The organism is Natrarchaeobius halalkaliphilus (genome assembly GCF_003841485.1).
GTDB classification, from domain to species: domain Archaea; phylum Halobacteriota; class Halobacteria; order Halobacteriales; family Natrialbaceae; genus Natrarchaeobius; species Natrarchaeobius halalkaliphilus.
Window position 1 is genome coordinate 301,999 of record NZ_REFY01000005.1, and the last position, 20,096, is coordinate 322,094.

Annotated in this window: 19 protein-coding genes and 2 pseudogenes; 8 read left to right on the forward strand and 13 right to left on the reverse strand. The window is 58.7% G+C overall.

The window, feature by feature from the left end; all coding sequences use genetic code 11:
* Window positions 1-71: 71 nt before the first annotated feature.
* Entirely contained in the window at window positions 72-1,757 is a 1,686-nt protein-coding gene (locus EA462_RS14110) for a helix-turn-helix domain-containing protein (RefSeq protein WP_165872091.1), read from the forward strand.
* Window positions 1,758-2,065: 308 nt separating this feature from the next.
* On the opposite strand, the gene EA462_RS14115 is transcribed toward EA462_RS14110, so the two are convergent.
* Window positions 2,066-2,221 carry a hypothetical protein gene (locus EA462_RS14115; RefSeq protein WP_165872092.1) on the reverse strand — a complete coding sequence of 52 codons (156 nt, stop codon included), beginning with the start codon at window positions 2,219-2,221 and terminating at the stop codon, window positions 2,066-2,068.
* A 464-nt stretch (window positions 2,222-2,685) separates the two neighbouring features.
* Between EA462_RS14115 and EA462_RS14120 the strand changes: the two are divergent.
* A pseudogene (locus tag EA462_RS14120) lies at window positions 2,686-3,347 on the forward strand (IS6 family transposase).
* 232 nt (window positions 3,348-3,579) lie between these two features.
* On the opposite strand, the gene EA462_RS14130 reads toward EA462_RS14120, so the two are convergent.
* Window positions 3,580-4,449, reverse strand: coding sequence for a universal stress protein (locus tag EA462_RS14130; RefSeq protein ID WP_124179221.1), 870 nt, complete (start codon window positions 4,447-4,449; stop codon window positions 3,580-3,582).
* Window positions 4,450-4,951: 502 nt separating this feature from the next.
* Between EA462_RS14130 and EA462_RS14135 the strand changes: the two genes are divergently transcribed.
* Window positions 4,952-5,290: a DUF7344 domain-containing protein gene (locus tag EA462_RS14135; protein WP_124179222.1), complete on the forward strand. Its 339-nt coding sequence runs from the start codon at window positions 4,952-4,954 to the stop codon at window positions 5,288-5,290.
* 294 nt (window positions 5,291-5,584) lie between these two features.
* Here EA462_RS14135 and EA462_RS14140 read toward each other — a convergent pair whose 3' ends face one another.
* The gene (locus EA462_RS14140; protein WP_124179223.1) at window positions 5,585-5,842 is read right to left on the reverse strand and encodes a cation-transporting P-type ATPase; all 258 of its coding nucleotides are present in this window, start codon (window positions 5,840-5,842) and stop codon (window positions 5,585-5,587) included.
* Between the two features lie 291 nt (window positions 5,843-6,133).
* Between EA462_RS14140 and EA462_RS14145 the strand changes: the two genes are divergently transcribed.
* Both EA462_RS14145 and EA462_RS14150 read left to right on the forward strand, forming a co-directional pair.
* A complete protein-coding gene (locus tag EA462_RS14145; protein ID WP_124179224.1) occupies window positions 6,134-6,595 on the forward strand; it encodes a universal stress protein in 462 nt (153 codons plus the stop codon).
* A gap of 146 nt (window positions 6,596-6,741) precedes the next feature.
* On the forward strand, window positions 6,742-7,167 hold the full coding sequence (locus EA462_RS14150) for a universal stress protein (RefSeq protein WP_124179225.1): 426 nt from the start codon (window positions 6,742-6,744) through the stop codon (window positions 7,165-7,167).
* A 99-nt stretch (window positions 7,168-7,266) separates the two neighbouring features.
* On the opposite strand, the pseudogene EA462_RS17815 reads toward EA462_RS14150, so the two are convergent.
* Both EA462_RS17815 and EA462_RS14160 read right to left on the reverse strand, forming a co-directional pair.
* Window positions 7,267-7,410, reverse strand: a pseudogene (locus tag EA462_RS17815) (universal stress protein); the annotation flags it as partial.
* Between the two features lie 296 nt (window positions 7,411-7,706).
* Window positions 7,707-8,132, reverse strand: a complete 426-nt coding sequence (locus EA462_RS14160; RefSeq protein ID WP_124179226.1) for a CBS domain-containing protein — start codon at window positions 8,130-8,132, stop codon at window positions 7,707-7,709.
* Between the two features lie 159 nt (window positions 8,133-8,291).
* Between EA462_RS14160 and EA462_RS14165 the strand changes: the two genes are divergently transcribed.
* Window positions 8,292-9,644 (forward strand): sulfatase family protein, encoded by a 1,353-nt coding sequence (locus EA462_RS14165; RefSeq protein WP_124179227.1) that lies wholly within the window; start codon window positions 8,292-8,294, stop codon window positions 9,642-9,644.
* Between the two features lie 33 nt (window positions 9,645-9,677).
* On the opposite strand, the gene EA462_RS14170 is transcribed toward EA462_RS14165, so the two are convergent.
* The gene (locus EA462_RS14170) at window positions 9,678-10,094 is read right to left on the reverse strand and encodes a universal stress protein (RefSeq protein ID WP_124179228.1); all 417 of its coding nucleotides are present in this window, start codon (window positions 10,092-10,094) and stop codon (window positions 9,678-9,680) included.
* Window positions 10,095-10,241: 147 nt separating this feature from the next.
* Here EA462_RS14170 and EA462_RS14175 point away from each other — a divergent pair, with 147 nt between their 5' ends.
* Window positions 10,242-10,631 (forward strand): DUF2267 domain-containing protein, encoded by a 390-nt coding sequence (locus EA462_RS14175; protein WP_124179229.1) that lies wholly within the window; start codon window positions 10,242-10,244, stop codon window positions 10,629-10,631.
* A gap of 122 nt (window positions 10,632-10,753) precedes the next feature.
* Here EA462_RS14175 and EA462_RS14180 read toward each other — a convergent pair whose 3' ends face one another.
* Window positions 10,754-11,503, reverse strand: a complete 750-nt coding sequence (locus EA462_RS14180) for a sugar phosphate isomerase/epimerase family protein (RefSeq protein WP_124179230.1) — start codon at window positions 11,501-11,503, stop codon at window positions 10,754-10,756.
* 1,083 nt (window positions 11,504-12,586) lie between these two features.
* Between EA462_RS14180 and EA462_RS14185 the strand changes: the two genes are divergently transcribed.
* Complete coding sequence (locus tag EA462_RS14185) at window positions 12,587-13,042, forward strand: hypothetical protein (RefSeq protein ID WP_124179231.1); 456 nt, start codon at window positions 12,587-12,589, stop codon at window positions 13,040-13,042.
* A gap of 230 nt (window positions 13,043-13,272) precedes the next feature.
* Here the strand turns inward: EA462_RS14185 and EA462_RS14190 are convergent, their stop codons facing one another.
* From EA462_RS14190 to EA462_RS14215, 6 genes are all read right to left on the reverse strand, one after another.
* Window positions 13,273-14,424 (reverse strand): ABC transporter ATP-binding protein, encoded by a 1,152-nt coding sequence (locus EA462_RS14190; protein ID WP_124179232.1) that lies wholly within the window; start codon window positions 14,422-14,424, stop codon window positions 13,273-13,275.
* Window positions 14,425-14,494: 70 nt separating this feature from the next.
* Window positions 14,495-15,406 carry a carbohydrate ABC transporter permease gene (locus EA462_RS14195; RefSeq protein ID WP_124179233.1) on the reverse strand — a complete coding sequence of 304 codons (912 nt, stop codon included), beginning with the start codon at window positions 15,404-15,406 and terminating at the stop codon, window positions 14,495-14,497.
* A complete protein-coding gene (locus EA462_RS14200; protein WP_124179234.1) occupies window positions 15,403-16,356 on the reverse strand; it encodes a carbohydrate ABC transporter permease in 954 nt (317 codons plus the stop codon). Before EA462_RS14200 ends, EA462_RS14195 begins: the two co-directional genes overlap by 4 nt.
* Window positions 16,357-16,423: 67 nt before the next feature.
* Window positions 16,424-17,848 carry an ABC transporter substrate-binding protein gene (locus EA462_RS14205; RefSeq protein ID WP_165872093.1) on the reverse strand — a complete coding sequence of 475 codons (1,425 nt, stop codon included), beginning with the start codon at window positions 17,846-17,848 and terminating at the stop codon, window positions 16,424-16,426.
* A 129-nt stretch (window positions 17,849-17,977) separates the two neighbouring features.
* Window positions 17,978-18,706, reverse strand: coding sequence for a fumarylacetoacetate hydrolase family protein (locus EA462_RS14210; protein WP_124179236.1), 729 nt, complete (start codon window positions 18,704-18,706; stop codon window positions 17,978-17,980).
* Between the two features lie 114 nt (window positions 18,707-18,820).
* Window positions 18,821-20,017 (reverse strand): MFS transporter, encoded by a 1,197-nt coding sequence (locus EA462_RS14215; protein ID WP_243641429.1) that lies wholly within the window; start codon window positions 20,015-20,017, stop codon window positions 18,821-18,823.
* Window positions 20,018-20,096: the final 79 nt, after the last annotated feature.

Genomic DNA, 20,096 nt, shown 5'->3' on the forward strand with positions numbered 1-20,096 from the left:
GTCCGTCTTCAAGGCACGATTTGTCCGGCGGCAGTTACGACGCGAGAGGAATGGAGGGGTGTGACTCGACCATGACGGTTCGCGACGAGAAACGGCCGGACGCCAACGACGGTCTACAAATCAGCGCGCACGACATCGACGTGTTGCTCGTCGACGACGACGAGGCGTGGGTCGGCTCGACCGGAACGGTGCTCGAACACCAGCGCGAGGCGTTTTCCGTCACCACGGCGACCACGCTGGAATCGGCGTTCGAAACGTTCGTCTCGCAGGATCCCGACTGTGTGGTCTGTGACTACCAGCTCGAGTACGGTACCGGACTCGAGCTGTTGGCCGAAGTGCGCGAGATCGATCCGGACCGGCCGTTCTTGTTGGTTACTGGTGCGGGCAGCGAAGGGATTGCCAGCGATGCGATCGGTCATCAGGTCACCGACTACCTCCCGAAGCGGTCGCTCGCCGGCCGGGACGACGTGCTGGCTCGTCGGATCGAGGCGACGGTCCACTCCTATCGGACCGAGCGTGCGCTTGCGCGCGAACGCCGGAGCAAGGAGGCGATGCTCGAAATCGTCACCGCGACGACGTCGCGAGACGGACTCACGCGCGAGTTCTGCCAGCACCTCGTGACCGAACGCGACTACGACGTCGCCTGGATCGGAACGCGAGACGGCGCGAACGGACTTGCCCCACAGGAGACGGTCGGTATCGAAAATTCCCTCAACGGTGCGTCGTCCACGACGGAACCGAATCGAGACGCCGAACTGATCCGAGTCGCGCTCGAGCGACAGAAGCCAGTCGTCGCGGCACCGACTCCGCACGACGAGTCTGACGGTCGTGTCGGTTCTGCCAAGGGACCAACGAGACAGAAAGATGAATCCGGCACAGCCACGGCAACGACGTCGCGGAAGTGGTTCGAGATCGAACACGATCGGGACGACACGGGAGCGGCGGTCCCAATCGAACACGACGGGACCGCCGTCGGCGTCCTCGCGGTCTACGCGAACGACGACGACCGGATCGACGGCCACGAACTCGACGTGCTTCTCGCGTACGGCAGGACCATAGGCTACGCGTTGCGCACTGCCGAGTGGAAACAGTCGCTCGTCTCGGCGACGCCGGTCGTCATCGAGTTCGAGTTCACGGACGAACGAGCGCCGTTGCTCGCGTTCGCCGCGAAACTCCCCGACGGGGCGACGATCGATGTACTGACGGCGATCGTTCTCGAGGACGGGCTGTGTTATATCGCACGCGTCCAATCGGTCTCGAGCGCGGAGATCCAAAACGCGGCGACGGAGGTCGAGTCCGTTACTTCGAACACGTTCGACGAGTCGACGGGTCGATGCGAGCTGGTCGTCTCGACGCCGACACCGGAAGGCGTTCTCGCCGAACACGGGATGAGAGTCCTCGAAACGGGCGTCGAACGCGGACGGGGTATAGTCACGGTCGTCTGCCCGGACGAGACGAACGTTCAGGAACTGGCCACCGCCCTCCAAGAACGCTATCCGACGGCAAACGTGGGTTCGATCCGATCGAAACGGCACGCGGCACGACGGACGAAGCTTGATGAACTGATCGGATCGATGACCGACAAGCAACTGCAGGCGATCGAACTCGCCTTCTACTCGGGCTACTTCGAGCGGCCGCGAGAGCACAACACCACCGAAATCGCCTCGAAACTCGGCGTGTCGCGCACGACTTTCACACAGCACCTTCGGGCGGCCGAGCGAAAGCTCCTCACACGTATTTTCGATCCGCCGGAGTAGTCGGATGGGATCGCTGAACGCGATTCGCTCGCGCCGTCGATGATCGGATAAACACGGCTGCCGCCGACAGCCGAACGGTAGTAGCGATTCACCCTCTGCTGACGGCTTCCCCCGTTGCTTTGATCGTCCCCTTGTGGTCGAGGCAGGCGAAGATATTGATCTCCCTCTCGTCTGATACGGTTTGCTGTGACTTTTTACCGGAGCGACAGCGAGCCGTCCTGCGGTCGCTCCGGTAACGACTTACAGTAGACCGTATGAGCCGAACTTGACCCCCTCTTTCCATCGGGAGTGTTTGGTGAGGGGTTTCTTCACAAGCTCTTCCCGTTCCCGTTCATCTGCCCCTGGATTAACCAGTTCAGACCGTACTTTTCGCAGACGTCCATGATCTTCGTGTTCCCCAGTCCACTATCGAGGGAGATCCGGCCGAACTCGAGGCCAAGCTGGCTCTCGGCTCGTTTGAGCATGGTCTCCAAAGTGCGATCGTACTCGTCAGCTGCATCCACCGGTTCGAAGCCGAGTACGTAGTTACGATCAGGAGTGACATCGAGAAGACGGCGATCGCCCAGAACCAGTTTGTGTTGTCCTTGACGTGCGGTTTGATCCGCCACTCTTCGTCAGTGGGGAGATTCTCCTCGTCGGTGTCTACAACCCCGTACCAGGGCACTTTCGTGATATCGAATCCAATGTGAACCGGTTCTGTGAGGTGAAGTCCGTCCCGCTCGAGGAGTGCCTGCGTCGCGTCGAGGAACCGTTCGGCATGTTCGTCGACGTCGTACTTTCGAGCGTGCCATAGAAAGCGTCACGTACGAAGCAACAGGGTGCGGAAAGCGTGTCCAACACAACTGCAGCCCTGCAAGACGTAGCTTCGGTAGACGACTTCTTGAATGCGGCGGCTACCGAGACGGTCGTGTTTAGTTAAGGCTGAAGGATGAAGCGGGATGGGTTTCAGCTGGTCTATGCAGAAATCACCCGCCTCAGAGATTGTAGCGACTGGATCGCATTAGACTTTGTGGAGCGAGAGCGGACACCGCGTCGGCTGAGGGAGCTGAGTATTCGATTCCACCTTGCCGAGCTATCTCTTTTATATACTATCTCTAAAATTTAGAGTTTCGGTGTCAAACGATCGTGGAAAGCGGTTCACGATTGGATACAGAAGGACGATCTACAGCCCGCCAGCAATGCGAGTCCGGATCACGTCGCGCTTGACGAGACGGTGATCCGAATCAACGGTCAACAGTTATAGCTGTACGCTGCTGTCGATCTCGAAACGATCGAATTCCTGCATTTATGGCTCTTTAGAACGACTACAACAGCATTGACCCAACGGTTTCTGCGAGAGCTTCGTGAGAAACACGACGTCGCTGACGCCGTGTTTCTCGTAGATCGAGCACACCATCTAGCGGCTGCATTGCAACGAGCCGGGCTCCGATTTCGAACCGAACGCCACGAAAATCGGAACGCTGTAGAACATGTGTTTAGAGAGATGAAAAATACATCCCATCATTTAGCAATATATTTAGTCACGTCGATCCAGCGACCGCCGAAACGTGGCCGCAAGCCTTCGTCATCTGGTGGAATTCGCTTACGTGAACTACCCCGGCCTACGTGCCGATTGAGACAGCAACTGGACGCTGATGAGCAGCGGGCGTCGGATGACACACAACACGACGCTTGTAGGGCTGAGAAAGACTTCAAGAGCGTCCCCGGCCACAAAAAGAAAGGCGACGACGAAGAGGAACCAGATACCACGCTTGATGACTTCGGTGAGGATGAAGAGGACAGCGGAATGAGACTGCTGCGTCGGTTTCCTTCCTCGAGCGGGTCAGGGGACGAGCCGCTTGAGACGCGATGGGACCGGATCGTGTCGCTTTGCCAGGATGACAGAGCCGGCGGCGTGTCTGCCGACGGCCTCAGAGATCGTTCCAAGCAGTTTGCGCTGAATAAGTCCTCCGCGGGAGACACCGACGACTGTGACGTCGTGTTCGGTCGTCCAGTCGGTGATCGTTCCCGCGACGTCATCGGCCTCGAGGAGTTTCCGCTCGACCGAGTCCACGTCCTCGAGCAGCGAAGACCGATCGAGGAGAACCGACTCGCCCTCGGAGAGCGAACGATCCGGATTATCCGACTGATTGACGTACAAGAGGGTGACGTCCGCGTTTCGTCGCCTGGCAATAGCACCACCGGTCTCCGTGGCGAACTCGTCGTGAGGGCCGCCGACGACCGGAACGAGAACGCTGTCGACATCCGGCCGTGGCGTCTTGATCCGTTCGACGAGAACGTCACACGCTGCGCCCCGCAGGACTCGATCGAGGTGGGTTCCGAGGACGACGTTCTGACGCGGTGGTCGGCCACGCCATCCCATGAGCACGGCATCCGCATCGTAGGACTCGATCGCACCCGTAATTCCCGTTGTGATACCTCGAGCGAGTCGAATACGACTGTCGACGGGAATTCCTCGCGTTTCGATTTCGGTTACGGCGTCCGCGAGCATTCGTTCGGTATCGTCCTCGAGGAGGTACCGACGACCGTCGACCAGCGACAGCTGTGGCGGGACGTCGAGGACGTACAGCAAGCGAATTCGATACGATCGATCGCGGGCGACGTCGACCGCCGTCTCCAGCTGACGGGACGCCGTTTCGTCGTTCGCAACCGGAACCAACAGTAATCCGTCCGTCTCGATCTCTGTCGTCATATCAGGTACCGTGAACTACGGAGTCCACCACTATCATGGTACGTGTCGATCTTCCGCGTCTTTCCGGCGCCTCATACGGTTTACTGTGAATCATTGCCGGCGCACCCGCAACCCGGGCGGCGGGTGCGCCGGTAAATCGTTACAGTAATCCGTATCAGTGATGTCCGATCAGCGATTTTCGCCTCGGTGATGTCCGACCAACGGCTTCCGATCCCGGACTACCGTCGAAATTCGAATTCGGCTGGAACGGGGAGAGCGCGACCTCGAGAGAGCGATAGACAAGGGAAACCACGACTCGGTGGGAAGTTCCAAAGCGGAAAGGAGCCAGCGTTGGCCACGCCGAGACCGATCCTCCGTTCTCGACCGGGAGCCAGAGACAGCCGTCCGGAAGCCGCGTAGACGAAGCGCGGCGTGAAAGTACAACAGGTCGATGGGTTTTCACCGACCGGGAAGACAACCGAGTTACTTTATCCCGCCATCACGATAGCAACTACCGAAGCTCATGACCGAATGCCAGATAGTCGACCGGGACGGTGTCGTCCGTTGCGTCTGCGAGGCTGACGAGATACTTCGACTTCTCGCGAACGGTCGACGACGGCAAATCATCGCGTTCCTCGAGTCCCACGAGGACGACTGGGCGCGTATCGAGACCCTCATAGACGACATCTCGACCACAACCACGATGACGGACGACGACTGGGAAACGGAGTTTCATCACGTTCACGCACCCATGCTCGAAGCGTCTGGACTCATCGAGTACGACGGACAGAACGGGACGATCCGCTACTATCACTGTGAGCTCGTTTCGACCGTTGTCGACGTTGTCAACGCGCGGCAGTAGCCACTGCGGATTACTCCACACCTGACCGCACGGCGACTGGACAATGAGCGCGTGAACCGTTACAGTTGTTACTATAGAAAAGTCAACAGTATTCGAGCGAGGGTCGAGCAAAGCGGTATCGGATCGTTCGGTCGATACGACAATCTTGTTCATTAGAGAACACAACCAGTGAACACTAGTAGTGAACAATACGGGCAGGGTGATCGTGACGTCTCTGGCGCTGAGATTCGCGAGTTCACCGTATTCGGATCGAACGGCGTTCACGCTGTGTGTCCCATCGAACGGTGAGCGGACTCAGTAGCGCTCGAAGTATCGATCCTCGACTGTCACGAAGAGCGCCATCAGTAGCGCGAACACGGCGGCAGCGATCGCGATTTGGACCCAGTGAACGAGTCCGAGGGGTTCAACGCCGAACAATATACGTAGCGGTGAGACACCCTCCTCAGCCTCTATCTCGTTCGGTCCAGCTCGACCGAGACGCGCACGTGCATCCTCAGGATCGAGTCCCCGTTCCGATGTCTCGAGAGCCGTGGACACGTCCCCGAGAGGCATCGAGTGCCAGTTTTTCTGATCGCTTTCGACGGGTCGTCCAGTTCGTATTGTTCTGAGTGAGACACGTGTGTAGATAGCTAGTCGTTTATATTCGCACGCCACACGCTGAGTCGTTCGGTTCCGTAAGGGAACCATGCGCCAACTCCGGTTTGTCGAACCACTGTAACTGAGTGTTGCATCCTGGTTTGTCGCATCAACGTGGGTGAAACGCAGATATCCGGTATCGATATTGTTTATCGACAACGCGAACTGGTAAGCCCGTTCGACCGCTACGATCGCATACCGACGACGATGCCATCAGTTTCACCGGCCGATCCCGTGCGTTCGATTCTCGTTGCGACTGACGGGAGTGACGTTGCAAGCAGGGCGATCGAGCGCGCACTGACGGTCGCAGAACGGACCGGCGCATCCGTCCACGTCCTCACCGTTGTCGACACCGACGGCGCACCGCTTCGATTCGACATCGAATCCGTCCACGACCTCGAGGACGCCAGAGAGCGACTCGTCGAAGACGTCGTCTCGGCGTTCGACGAGCACACGGTGGACGTAACCGGAGCTGTTCTGCGCGGAACTCCCGCTCGAGCGATCGTCACCTACGCCGAGGAGAACGACGTCGATCTAATCGTGATCGGCCGAACGGGGTACGGAGGAGTTACGGAGACGCTTCTCGGAGGAACGGCCGACCGCGTCGTCCGAACGGCGTCGGTACCGGTCGTCGTCGTGCCCGATCTCGGCGGCGGCGAAGACGAGTGAGGCGGACTGCTATCGATCAGTTTCGGTGTGCGACCGCGCCCCTTCGACGATGTTGCCAGTAACTGAGACAACAGCTCCGATGAGCGAACGCCGTAGACGCGCCGCAGTATAGCTTTACAGTCGCCGTCCACGAATAGAACTCGAGGATGTCCACATCGATTCTCGTCCCGCACGACGGCTCGTCTCACGCTCAAGCAGCGCTCGAGTACGCACTCGAAACGTTTCCGAACGCACGTATCGTGCTCTTTCACGCGATCGATCCGTTCGAGACGACATCCGGGGCGGACCAGCTTCCGTCGTTGACCGAGGAGTGGCTCGATAGTCAGCGGTCCGAAGCGAACGCCCTCTTCGAACGGGCTCGGGACGGCATCGACGACAGAGGGGCGACATTTGAAACCGAAACCGACGTCGGCACACCGGCACAGACGATCGTCGCAGCCGTCGAGCAGACGAAAACCGACCAGATCGTTCTCGGCAGCCACGGGCGGGGTGGTGCGACTGATTCGCGGATGGGAACGACGGCAGAAATCGTCGTCAAGCGTGCGAGCGTTCCGGTGACGGTCGTCCGGTGAGAAGTGATGGCGACCGAAGACGGTCGGTTCGACTCGGTCGCGGACCACGGTGACCGTGACTGGCGAACGCCGAATGACGGCCTCGGCAACGCTTCCGAGTAGGAGCCGAGACGGGCCAGTTCGTCCGTGGCTGCCCATCACGATCCGATCGACGTCGTTCTCGAGGGCGTAGTCGACGATCTCGCGCGCCGGCTCGCCGGTCACACTAGCCGTCTCGAGCGACGGATCATACTCGGCGGCCACCTCGCGTGCCTCCTCGAAGAGCCGTTGCTCTTCGGCCTCTGCTCGATCGAACCACGGAGCCGTGAGACGGCTCGGTTCTCACGTCGACGTCGACGACGGCAATCCGAGACGTCCTCGAGAACACGGTCTCATCGCGTCGCGCCAGAACGAGGAGAAGTATTCAGCGGGATCAGCGGTTGTTCGCCGCGATCGAGGCGAGACCCGACACTCAATGGCCGAGTAGGATCGTTGCCTCCGGACGGAACAGAGTGAGTAGCTACTCGGAGAGCAGGCAACGTACTCGAAGGACAGGCCACTTACTCGTAGGGTGGCCGCTGTGCCTGAACGACAGCGGCGAGTTGCTGGTGTTCGTCCGCGAGCAGTTCGTTCAGATCGTCGATCGTGATGATCCCGGAGAGCGATCCGTCGCCGTCGACGACGGGTAGGCGACGAACGCCGTGTTCGCTCATGAGCTCGGTCGCCTCGTAGAAGCCGCCGTCGTGCTCGATCGTACACAGATCCGACGACATAACGTCTGCTGCGGTAACGTCGTCGGGACTCTCGGCTTCGGCAACGAGGTGGATCGCCAGATCGCGGTCGGTCACGATCCCGACCGGCTCGGAACCGTCGGTGATAACGACACTACCGATGCTCTCGTCGTCCATCATCGTCGCGAGTTGCTGTACCGATTCGTCCGTCGACGCCGTGACGACATCGCTTCGCGCGAGGTTTGTTACGGGCATGATTCGGATTTCTCCCTCCCACGCTCGAGACCATAATACCGTGTGCATAGCGTCATCGTCGAACTCTGTCGCGAAGCGAGGACAGTCACGCGGACAACAACGGACAGCGAGCGATAGTGGCCAATAACTAACCGACCGGATGTGGTAGAAACACTCTCCATGACCGACTCGAGGCCGAACATCATCCTGATGCAGTGTCACGATCTCGGACAGTATCTCGGCTGTTACGGGACCGACGTCGAGACGCCGCGGATCGACGAGTTGGCCGAAAGCGGCGCGCTCTTCGAAAATCACTTCGTGACGGCACCGCAGTGTTCGCCGAGTCGCGGCAGTTTCATGACCGGGCGATACCCACACGTCAACGGCCTGATGGGGCTTGCCCACGGCAACTGGGAACTCGAGGCGGGCGAGACGATCCTCCCCCAGTACCTCAGCCGGAACGGCTACGAGACCCACCTATTCGGCCTCCAACACATCACGCAGGATACTGATCGACTGGAGTACGACTACGTCCATTCGGAGGGGAACCTCTATCCGGGCGTTTCGCCGTCGGTCCATCAGGTCAACCGGGCACGGAGCGTCGCTGACGTCGTTTCGGGGTTTCTCGATCGAGGAGCGTTCGAGTCACCGTTTTTCGCCACCGTTGGATTCTTCGAACTCCACCGCGTCGAAGAGGAGAACGGACGGTTCGGGTTCGACGGCGACCGGTACGACACCGACGATCCGGACGAGGTACGACCGCTGTCGTATCTCCCCGACCGTCGCGGGATTCGCCACGACGTAGCGGAGATGCACGGAATGGTGTACGCCCTCGACGACGCCGTCGGAACCATACTCGATAGCCTCGAGTCGACCGATCTGAGCCAAGAGACACTCGTGATCTTTACGACCGAACACGGGATCGCGTTCCCACGAGCCAAAGGGAGTTGTTACGATGCCGGTATCGAGGCGGCGCTCGTACTGCGCTGTCCGGAGATCGCTGACGACGGGAGTCGGTACGACGAACTCATCAGCAACGTCGACGTGTTGCCGACGCTGCTCGACCTCCTCGAGATAGAGATTCCGGCGACGCTCGATGGGCGGAGTTTCGCGTCCATGTTGAGCGACGACGGAGCGTACGCGAGCCACGATCACATCTTCGCGGAAATGACGTGGCACGACATGTACAATCCGGTCCGAGCCGTTCGAACGGACCGCTACAAGTACATTCGGAGCTTCTGGCACCTTCCGAAGGTGTATCTCACGAAAGACATCTTCGCGAGCGAGGCCGGCCGGATGGTTCGGGAGACGGACGGCGTTCCGCCGCGGCCCTACGAGGAACTGTACGACCTCACCGAGAGTCCACAGGAGGACGAAAACGTCGTGTACGAACCGAAATATCAGGAGACCCGTCTCGATCTCTCCAGAATCCTTCGCGAGTGGATGATCGAAACGGACGATCCGCTGCTAAACGGACCCGTTCCACCCGGTGATTACGAGGAGATCACCGCCTGGCCGTCGGACGACACCTGATCGACCGAACCCGGACTCGAGATCGAAGCGGCGCTAGCGAACGACAGTGACCGGAACCGGTGCCCGACGAACGACCCGCTCGGCAACGCTTCCGAGCAGGACGCGTGATGCGCCCGACCGGCCGTGGCTACCGATCACGATGTGATCGACGCCCTCGTTCTCCGCGAACTCGACGATCGATCGAGCGGGATCACCCACGATCGTCTCGGTGGTTACGGAACGGTCGTGGGTCGCGAAGACGTCAGTGACCTCCTCGAACAGTTCTTCGGCAGCCTCTCGCTGAGATTCGACTATCTCGTCGTAGGCAAAGGCGGCCGCTTCGCCGTACATGCTCGTATTCGGTGAGATGACGTGCAACAACGTGAGATCGCGATCGGGAAACGTCTCCGCGGCGTGTTCGACTGCGCTCATCGCCGGCTCCGAGTCGTCGATCGGAACGAGAACGGCCATACCGTCAGATCACAGCCCAGCGTGAAAAAGCTAGGTGGGCAATCGATGTGGTCTCTGGACAGGCGATATAGTCTCCCACCTTTATTTTCGCAGACGGTGTACGAACGGTGCATCGAACTCGAAAGTGACGTTCCAGACATCCTCACAATGAACTACAAAGAATTCATCGGACAGGTCCAGCACAGACTCGAGTACGCACAGTTCGGACAGGCGGTTCGGGCGACCAGAGCGGTCCTGACGACGCTCGGTGAGCGCCTCCAGGAAGGCGAAGCGACCGACCTCGCGAGCCCGCTACCGATGGAGATCGATCGCTACCTCACCACGGCGGACCACGGCCAGCGCTTTGACTATCAGGAGTTCCTCGACCGCGTCGCAACCCGAGAGGGCGTCGATCGATCCGATGCGAACTACCACGCACAGCAACTGCTCGCCGTGGTCTCGGAGGTCGTTCCACCGGGGAATCTCGAGAAGGTCGACGCACAGCTACCCGAGGACTTCGAGCCACTCTTCGAACACGTAGAGCAAGCCCCGCAGTGAACGACTTTGGCGGACCGAAGTCCGACCTCGGCGGGCCAGAGTCTCGGACGTGGTACGCGGCGAGCCGCTCGTGTCCCGAGCGCTTACCGGATGGTGAAACGGACGCACCGATCGGGCCATCCTTACCGTGGCTCGAGTGCGGCCGTTGCCCGCCGTGCCGTATCACGGAGGAGCGCGGCGTCGTCGGTGAACACCTCGAGTGCCACCGTTCCATCGAATCCCGCGAGGTGTTTCGTGACGACATCGTAGTCGATTTCTCCGGCCCCGATCGGAATGTGCGTATCGCCGCGGCTTCGAGCGTCGTGAACGTGGAGGTGTGAGACGAGATCGCCGTACCGCGAGAGAAACCGGTCGACACCGTCGTCACCGTCTTCCATGTACGCATGGCCGACGTCGAAGCAGACGCTCGTCTCCGTTTCGCGAGCGATATCTCCGAGCACCGTCAACTGGAGTCCGCGTTTCTGGTGGCCGACGTTCTCGACGACGAGTTCGACGCCGGCGTCGGCGCCGGCCGCGCCGAGCGCCTCGAGTTGGTCCGCAAACACCGGCCTGAGATCCGTGTTATGTGGATTTCGGGCCGTTCCGTGAAGCACGGCTTTCGTCGCGCCGGCGGAACCGGCCCACTCGAGTAACCGCGTCTGATAGGTGCGAATCGCGTCGTTGATCTCGGTTACCGGGGTCACGACGACCTGTTTGAACGGGAGATGAACGCAGAGTTCGGCACCGGCGTCGTCGAGAACCGCCTCGAGGCGATCAGCATCGATCTCGTCGGTTTCCGTTCCTTCGGCGATCGATAGCTCCGCGAAGTCGTAGCCCTCGATCGTTCGTTCCATCCGCTCGATCGAATCGCCAACGGTGAGACCGACGTCCATATCGGTGGGGCGGTTGCCTGCTACATAAGGTCAGCGCTATCATCAGCATAGGACGGGTGGTCGACAGTTAAACCGTCCATCTCGATATTGGATGGCTGGGATCGAAAAAGTCAGAGACAGAGATATGGAGGACGCACATCAGGATCGTCGTTCGATCCGGTACTGGGTATTGAGCCAGACACGTAGATCACACAGTATACTAATATCATATAGAGGTAAGACCATTTAGAACGAGTCTCGAATAGAGAGGGATGACTCATACTGAAAAAACACATCAACATAAAGACACACATTGAGATATGTCGGATTGGACCGCTTCGGTCGATCGAGATTATCGCAGTCCAAAAAGGGTGTAGAAATTCAGTAGACACTGAGGAAAACATAGACGGAATGACCCAATAGAAGACAGAAAATACGAAACAGCACGTTCGATACACGAAACCATCAGATCAAAGAAGTGAAACAGCCTGCGTAATAACTACTAAGCGGATATTTATGCACAAGAGACGACTATTTGATATATAAAGAGAGGCTGAGTGTTCAATCTGACCACTAGATTACACGACCGGAGTGTGGTTCGAAGCGAGTGTGGTTCGCTCCGAACCGTCAAAAGCGAACGACGACCGTCGAGAGCCGTGAGCCAACGATGCGAGCGAGAAGCGGGGATTGTACGACTGGCAGACGAATCCTTTCAAATCACGCTAGAGGTTCCGGATTCATCGGTCCACGACCGTCTTGGTGCCACGTGAAGTGAACTTCGAGAAAATCGCCGTTCCAGGTGGACTAGTGGAAACGATCCGGAGTTGAGAGCGGATTGCGGCCGGCGGTAGTTCCGATCGAGGGATACGTTTTTGCCGACGGAGCAGAAACTGCTTGCCGTGATTTCACTGATCGATTGCCACCCGCCCGCACCCGCGATCGGACAGTCACGAACGGCGGCCGAACAGGAACGAATCGACTGGCAGTGTAGTCGTTCCGGCTGGACACTCGATCAGCGGCCCACCTGCAACGACTATCCGAAAAACCGACCTCGGTCACGGTCCGAGACACCGGCAGATGCCCGGCCGGGACGAGAGCACAACCGTGCGAATTGAACCGTACAATCACGGCGTTCAGGAACACCCACTTCGCCACCCCGCCGACATCGTTCGGCATCACTACGACTACGGGTACAAGGAAACGTCGATCCTCCTGTTCGACAACCTGAACGAGCGCGGGGTTCGAGCGGCCGGGAAACGGTTCCTGCCGTTGTACGGGGTCGGTGGATACTTCGTCCTCCTCGTCCTGACGATCGCCGTGGGAGGTGTACAGGGGGCCGTCACAGTAGTTGATCGGATTGCGCCGTCGATCCTTCGTCTCATACTTGTTTGCCTGTGGTTCTGTACTCCGTTACTCATCTACTGGGACTGTCAAGCTGCTGAACGGTATCTTCGCCAGGATTGGAGTGGCGGAAAGCTAAACGCGTTGCTCGGGATCTTCGTGGGCCCGGGTGCGCTCTTTCTTCAGGTCCTGTATCGAATACGAAAGCTCCGATCGTAACAGCCACCTCCTTCCGGGTCGAGTCGATCGAGGAACGGTCCGTCTTCGACGACAATTACACACCGCGAGCGTACCGATCAGCGATCGATCGCGAGAGGGGCGTCTCACGATCAGTTAGCCCGAAAAGTCACTCCGAATTGAAATACCGCTTTCGACGACAGTTGATGCACACGAAAGGGCGACGACCACGGTTCAATCGCAGGGACTATCCGTCCCACTGAAGTGGCGCGCTACCGTGATCGCGCAACGAGTTCTTCGGTTTCCCCGTCGAAGATGTACAGATCCGTGGTATCGATTTCGATCTGGACGGTCTCTTCTTCCTCGAGCGGGAGGTTGGTCGGAATGTGTGCTCGGAGCTCCCCTTCAGGACCGTCGACCGTCGCGAGCGCGCGGTCGTCGACCGGCTCCAACAGCTCCAAGGAACCTTCGAACTGTCCGCCGCTCGAGTTCATCTCGAGCGAGACGGCGATCGGACGGAAACCGACCCTCACGTCCGACCCGCTCAACGAGTCGCTGAAGTACTCAACATCGAACTCGATGGTGGTTCCGTGGACGTCGATAGCGCCTCTCTCCTCGCTCAGATCCAGAACGTTGCCGTCGAAGTAGTTGATGCTGGGATTGCCGATGAAGCTTGCGACGAACGTATTAACGGGATAATTGTACAGTTCGTCGCGCGTTCCGACTTGCTCGATCTGGCCGTCGTTCATGACGGCAATCCGATCGCTCATCGTCATCGCCTCTTCCTGATCGTGGGTGACGTACACCGTCGACTTCTCGAGGCGCTTGTGTACCTTCTGAATCTCCTTTCTGATCTCGACTTTCAGCTTCGCATCGAGATCGCTCAGCGGCTCGTCCATGAGGAACGCAACCGGATCCTGAACCAGCGTGCGCGCGAGGGCAGCTCGCTGGCGTTGACCGCCGCTGAGTTCGCCAGGGTACTTGTCCAGAAGCTCCCCGATCTGCATGATCTCCGCGGCCTCTCTGGCCTCTTCGTGGCGCTCGCTCTTTGGAACACCGATAACCTTGAGCGGATACGCGATGTTGTCGACGATCGTCATATGTGGATACAGGGCGATGTTCTGGAACATCATCGCCATGTTCCGTTTGTTCGCGGGAATGTACGTCAGGTCCTCACCTTCGTGGGTGATCTGCCCGCTCGTGGGCGTCTCGAGTCCCGCGATACACCGGAGCGTGGTGGTCTTTCCACACCCCGACGGACCCACCAGCGTAACGAACTCGCCGTCTCCGATATCGAGCGAGACGCCGTCAACAGCGACCTCGATCCCACCGGGAACGTCGAACTCCTTGCGCAAGTTATCGATCTTGATCGTCGGTTCTACATCCGTCTCGGGCACTTCCTGTTTCGTTTCGAGCGATGTCATTGTTCTAGAGTCGTGTCTGTCGTTCGTGTGCGAGCGCCGCCGGTCGACCGGGCGAAATCGGTCGGGACCACTAGCCGTTCCCCTCCACTCGGAATCCTTGAATGAGATACTTTTGCAAGGTGAACACGAAGATAAATGCGGGGATAATCGTGATAAAGCTTGCTGTCATCAGAGGTCCGTACAGCGTGTCGTCCTGGATCATGAAGTCCTCGACGCCGACCGTGAGGACCTGCATGCTCTGGTCGGACATGATTACCTTCGGAATCGTGTACTGATTCCACGAGATCGCGAAAGCGAAGATCGCAACCGCGATGATTCCGGGTTTCGCGATCGGTATCGCGATCTCGATCATCGACCGGAATCGACTTGCTCCCCCGACCTGTGCCGACTCCTCCAATGAATACGGAACCGTCTGGAAGAACTTCCACATCAGCCACAGGGAAAACGGTAAAGCGAGTGCCGTGTGCGCCAAGGTCAGACCGATGTAGGAGTTGAGGATACCGATCTCTCGCCAGAAGATGAACATCGGAATTGCCAGCAGGATGGCCGGGAACATGTAGCCAAACAGGACGCCTCGAGCGAACGTCTTTTTGAACGGCATGTCGATCCGTGCGAGTCCGTAGCCTCCGAACGTCGAGGCAACCACGGTCAACACAATCACACCGGAGGTGACGAGCAGGCTGTTGAACATGTACCGCGGGAACGACGAGAAGAACAACACGTAATGAAGGTTGTCCAACCCGTAGTGGGCGAGTTCGAACGAGATGAGCGGCGGATCCCTCGCCTGGAGCGTCGCCGGAAGTCGTATCGTCGAGTTGAGCATCCAGAGGATCGGGAACAACATGATCCCAACCCAGACGCCCAGAACGCCGTGTCCGAGCCATCGCATGATTCGGTTTCGCTGTGGGTACGACAAGCTCCCCCACAGGGGCAATCGATCCGCCAACGTCTCGTGAACGCTATCTGTGTCCTTCGTAGTCATTCGACACGCACCTCCTCTTCAGGTTCGAGGACGATGAAATAGATGATTGCTGCGACGACCAGAATACCGAACAGTACGGTGGACATCGCCGCCGTGAGTCCGAGGTCGTATCCGATAAACGCCGTTTCGTAGGCGTAGACCGCAGACACCATCGTCGAGTCACCCGGACCTCCTCGAGTCAGAATCCAGACGCTATCGAAGTGGAGGAACATCCACACGCCCCGGAGAAGGAGCACGATGAAGATGACCCCCTTGAGGTTCGGGAGCGTGATATCTCGGAACTGGCGCCACGCGCTGGCACCGCTGACCCGTGCAGCCTCGTAGTGACTGTCAGGGATGCTCTGTAGACGGGCAAGAGCCATGATCACGACGAACGCGGTGTACTTCCACCAGTTCACCCCGATGACGGAGATCATCGCGTACGTGGAATCCCCGAACCAGGCGATCATGCCGTCGATCAGGCCGAGGTTGAGTAAAATCCAGTTGACGACCCCGTAAGTGGAGTTCCCCATCCAGTAAGCCATATACGCGACGATAGCCGTCGGGATCAGGTACCCCATCATGACCATCGCGCGGGCGAACCGATTGAAACGGAACTCCCTGGCGACCAGAACCGCGATGAGAATCCCTGCAGTCGCCTGAAAGGCGACAGTCCCGATCGCGAACGTGGTCGAGCGGATGATCGAAGTGTGGAACTGCTGGTCAGACCAGAGTATCCGATAGTTCTCGAGACCGTACCAGGTCCACTCGGGGTCGAAGATGAAGATATCGTGGAAGCCCGCGTATATCGCCCACAGAATCGGAACGATGTTGATGAGCGCAAATAGTGTTAGCGCCGGTAACACCGTAAGGAGCGCGAGGTTTCGCTTACTCGAGAGGGTTTCGAAGAGGCGATCCCTAACGCGGTGCCAACTCGATGTCCGATGTACAGTTTGAGACTTATGATCCATGTTGAGTGTCTGATTTCATGTTTATTATATCGAGGGGGTTCCGGCGGCCGAATCCACGGACCGGGAGTTATTGAATGAGATCTCGAATTTCATCGGCACGCTGACTTGCCGCAGTTTCTGGATCTTCGTTGTCGACGAGAACGTCCCTGACCATCTCGAGCAGGATCTGGCTGTCGTAAATCGTTCCCGTGTGTTCGTTCGGCGGTTCCGTTTCGGCGGGCAGCTCGTTCGTGATGTCGATGTGATCGAACGGGAGATCCTCGGGTACGTTCCAGTTGTCCGGAAGGGCGTCCAGCTCGGCCTGGTACTCCTCGGAGTCTCGGATCTCCTCGATGACCGGAGCGTTGTGGATCGGATCGGCGAAGTAAAAGCCGATGAAGTTCTCCGGCTCCGCCCAGAACCTGAGGAATTCCATCGCGGCCTCGTTGTCCGCGCCTTCGAACGAAGCGTACCCCTGAACGTGACCCCACGGCGTGTGGTTTCCGTCCTTCCCCGGCCAGACGCACGGTCGAATCTCTCCGGAAAAGTCCGTTCCTTCGCCGTAGAACTTCGGACGAGAACCGACCCATCCGACCTGGTACGACAGTTCGTTCCCGATCGCCTGGTTGATGTCGCCCCCGGTCATATCGAGGTTGTCGTCGGAGAACTCGTAGAGCTGATCCATGAACTCGAGCGTCTCGGCGGTTTCGTCGAGGTACTCCGAGTCGAAGACCGGATCGATTGCGTCGCTCCCGTCTCGTCCGAAGAACTGAGCGCCCGCCGACCAGGCGTAGGAGATGAATCCTGTCTGCGTCGTATTCGTATCCCCTGTGACCATCGTGAACGCGGCACCTCGAGTCCCGCCCTGGCCCTCGTCGTGCTCTTCGGCCATCGCGAGCTGACTGTCCCAGGTGTCCGGGACCTCGTCGAACACGTCGTCCCGGTACCAGTTCGTGTAGGGGTTCGTGAGCATCGGAAGGAAGACGTCGTTTCCGTCAACAGTGAATCGCGCACCGTCCGGAATATCGCCCCACCGATCCTCCCAGTGATCGACGACCTCGCTGTGGTCGGCCAGCTGTCCGAGATCACCGTAGGTCGCCGCGTCCGGGTGACCGAGGTGAGACAGTTCCGGTGGGTCCTCCGCCTGAACGAGCTCAGCGATTCGCTCGTTGAGCCCCATACCGAATCCGGTGTACTCCATCCGAACGTACGCCCCGGTAGCGGCGTTGAACCGTTCAGCGAGTTCCTGCCAGTAGCGCTGGTAATCCTCACTCGATTCCTGAGTCAAGATATGGACCTCCTGACCCTCCAAATCGGCCCACTCGTCCGGATCGATGTCACCGGTATCGGCATCGACATCGTCTACACCGTTTCCGTTCCCGTTTCCGACGTCCGGTTCTTCGTCGCCCGCACAGCCTGCGATGGAGAGTGCAACGCTCGTCCCACCAACAGTCTTGAGTACTTTCCGCCTCTTGACACTATCTACCCTGTGTGGACTGGCATCATCTCTCATGTCCACCTGTAGCATAACCCTGGTAGTATATAAAACTAACTTATTTATAGTGTTATATGTGGATGATCGCTTCAACGGCTACGATAGACCGCTGGCAAGGTATCGATAGAAAAGGAACTCCAGCCGTAGTTATTGGACGACCCGGTGGGACAACGTTCCGACGCCCTCGACCTCGATCTCGACCTCGTCACCGTCGTTCAGCCTGTCGACCCCGTCCGGGGTTCCCGTCGCGATCACGTCACCCGGCTCGAGGGTGAGATAGGTCGTTATCTCTTCGATGAGTTCGGGGATCGGGAAGATTAGCTGCTCGAGCGATCCGTCCTGGCGAAGCTCACCGTTTACCCTCGTCCGGACGTACGCATCAGCGGGCAATTCATCCGGAGAAGCGAGGACGGGTCCGAGCGGTGCCGAGTTGTCGAAGGCTTTCCCGCGAACCCAGTTCGTTTCTTTGTCCTGGTCGTCGCGGTTGGAGACGTCGTTCATGCAGGTGTAGCCCTCGATGACGTCCTCCGCGTTCTCGGCCGACACGTTTCGACACTGCTCGCTGATGACGACGCAGAGTTCTGCCTCGTGGTCGATCCGCTCTTTACCTTCGGGCACTCGGATCGTATCGTCGTGTCCGGCGAGCGTGTTCGGTGGCTTCAGGAACAATAACGGTCGATCGGGGACGTCGTTGCCTCGCTCTTCTGCGTGTTTCGCGTAGTTTCGCCCGACGCAGACGATCTTCGACGGCGAGCAGGGTGGCAAGACGTCGACGTCGTCGACGTCGTACGTTCGGCCCGCAGCGTCGATCATTCCGTCCTGGTACGTTCCAACACGGGTACTTCCGGTCTGCTCTTTGAATCGGATTCGCTTCATACTGTATCACTCTCTGTATACTATACCGATAAATCAGTTGTGGTTTTTCACACCTCGGTCAGCGGTGCGAGCTGGTTGTGAACGTGTCAAAGCGTACGATACCTCGCCGGAGGGTTAGCGTTTCATCAGGAGACGAACGCTGAACGCGGACGCCACGACGGCAAACGCCGCGAGTGCGAAGAAGACGGATGCGACGACGCTGTACGTAAGGATGATTCCCACGATAGCCGCACCCATCGCACCGACGCCGAACTGGGCCAGATATGTATATCCGTACGACAGTCCCCGCGAGTCCGTCGGGGAGTACTCGGCAACGGCGACCTGATACATCGGCTGCAACGCGAACAGACAGAAGCCGAGGAGCAAACTCACGAAGACGAGGAAAATCAGTCCGGACTCGGCGGCGGGGACGTAGAGCAACGCGATGACGACCAGACACGCGTATCCGGCGACGAGTCCGCGCTCGACCGGGATTCGGTCAGTCGCCTTCCCGCCGACGTACTGCCCGAGGATGCCGACCATCAAGATTCCGACGTAGATGAAGTCGGAGCCGTCGAACTGCTCGGCACCGGCTCCGTCCTCTAATCCACCGATCGTTACGAAGTCCGCCAACAGCTCCGGGAGGAACGTGAGTATCCCCCTGTAGTAGAGCCCGTTGAAGACGATAACCAGAAAGACCAGGGCGAACCCGCCGAGGAACAGGGATTTACTCGACTCGAAGAAAGAGGGAGACGAGGGCGCATCAGCGGGACCGCCGGTCCCCCCCGATCCATCCGATGCGAGGTTTGCCGCTGCCATCTCGTCGATGTCCGCTCTGAGGATGTACACAACCGCGAAGAACGCAGGGATCGCAAGCACGAGCGAAACCGCTCTCCAGTCCGTAAACCAGAGGAGAACGACTGAACACAACGGACCGAGAGCGATACCGGCGTTTCCGGCCATTCCGTGATACGCGAACCCACTACCGCTGTCTTTGACCGCAGTACTGATCAGCGAGAGTCCTGCTGGATGGTAGATACTCGCTGCTGCACCCCAGAGACACACGGCAACGGCGATCATGAGGATATTGGTGGCGAAGCTGAGTATGATAAACGAAAGACCCATTCCAACCAGACAAACAGCGATCAGGTTCTGTGAGCCGTACTTGTCCGAAATCACACCGCTGGGCAAGGCACCGATTCCGAATAGCGCGTACCCGACCGCCACGACCACACCCAGCAGTGCCTCGGTAGCCGAGAATTCGACAAGCCACACTACCATAAATATCGGAATGGTCAGCTCGTAGGTGTGGACGAGTGCGTGTGACAACATCACTACTCCGACAACAGATCTATCGTTATCGTCCATTCGTTGAGTCTCCTCTGTTAGCCCGTCGCCGAAGTTTCGTATC

Bases quoted from the DNA above. Each gene is read 5' to 3' on its own strand.
- EA462_RS14110 (WP_165872091.1), top strand. From the start codon at position 72: ATGACGGTTCGCGACGAGAAACGGCCGGACGCCAACGACGGTCTACAA.
- EA462_RS14115 (WP_165872092.1), bottom strand. From the start codon at position 2,221: ATGCTCAAACGAGCCGAGAGCCAGCTTGGCCTCGAGTTCGGCCGGATC.
- EA462_RS14130 (WP_124179221.1), bottom strand. From the start codon at position 4,449: ATGACGACAGAGATCGAGACGGACGGATTACTGTTGGTTCCGGTTGCG.
- EA462_RS14135 (WP_124179222.1), top strand. From the start codon at position 4,952: ATGACCGAATGCCAGATAGTCGACCGGGACGGTGTCGTCCGTTGCGTC.
- EA462_RS14140 (WP_124179223.1), bottom strand. From the start codon at position 5,842: ATGCCTCTCGGGGACGTGTCCACGGCTCTCGAGACATCGGAACGGGGA.
- EA462_RS14145 (WP_124179224.1), top strand. From the start codon at position 6,134: ATGCCATCAGTTTCACCGGCCGATCCCGTGCGTTCGATTCTCGTTGCG.
- EA462_RS14150 (WP_124179225.1), top strand. From the start codon at position 6,742: ATGTCCACATCGATTCTCGTCCCGCACGACGGCTCGTCTCACGCTCAA.
- EA462_RS14160 (WP_124179226.1), bottom strand. From the start codon at position 8,132: ATGCCCGTAACAAACCTCGCGCGAAGCGATGTCGTCACGGCGTCGACG.
- EA462_RS14165 (WP_124179227.1), top strand. From the start codon at position 8,292: ATGACCGACTCGAGGCCGAACATCATCCTGATGCAGTGTCACGATCTC.
- EA462_RS14170 (WP_124179228.1), bottom strand. From the start codon at position 10,094: ATGGCCGTTCTCGTTCCGATCGACGACTCGGAGCCGGCGATGAGCGCA.
- EA462_RS14175 (WP_124179229.1), top strand. From the start codon at position 10,242: ATGAACTACAAAGAATTCATCGGACAGGTCCAGCACAGACTCGAGTAC.
- EA462_RS14180 (WP_124179230.1), bottom strand. From the start codon at position 11,503: ATGGACGTCGGTCTCACCGTTGGCGATTCGATCGAGCGGATGGAACGA.
- EA462_RS14190 (WP_124179232.1), bottom strand. From the start codon at position 14,424: ATGACATCGCTCGAAACGAAACAGGAAGTGCCCGAGACGGATGTAGAA.
- EA462_RS14195 (WP_124179233.1), bottom strand. From the start codon at position 15,406: ATGACTACGAAGGACACAGATAGCGTTCACGAGACGTTGGCGGATCGA.
- EA462_RS14200 (WP_124179234.1), bottom strand. From the start codon at position 16,356: ATGGATCATAAGTCTCAAACTGTACATCGGACATCGAGTTGGCACCGC.
- EA462_RS14205 (WP_165872093.1), bottom strand. From the start codon at position 17,848: ATGAGAGATGATGCCAGTCCACACAGGGTAGATAGTGTCAAGAGGCGG.
- EA462_RS14210 (WP_124179236.1), bottom strand. From the start codon at position 18,706: ATGAAGCGAATCCGATTCAAAGAGCAGACCGGAAGTACCCGTGTTGGA.
- EA462_RS14215 (WP_243641429.1), bottom strand. From the start codon at position 20,017: ATGTTGTCACACGCACTCGTCCACACCTACGAGCTGACCATTCCGATA.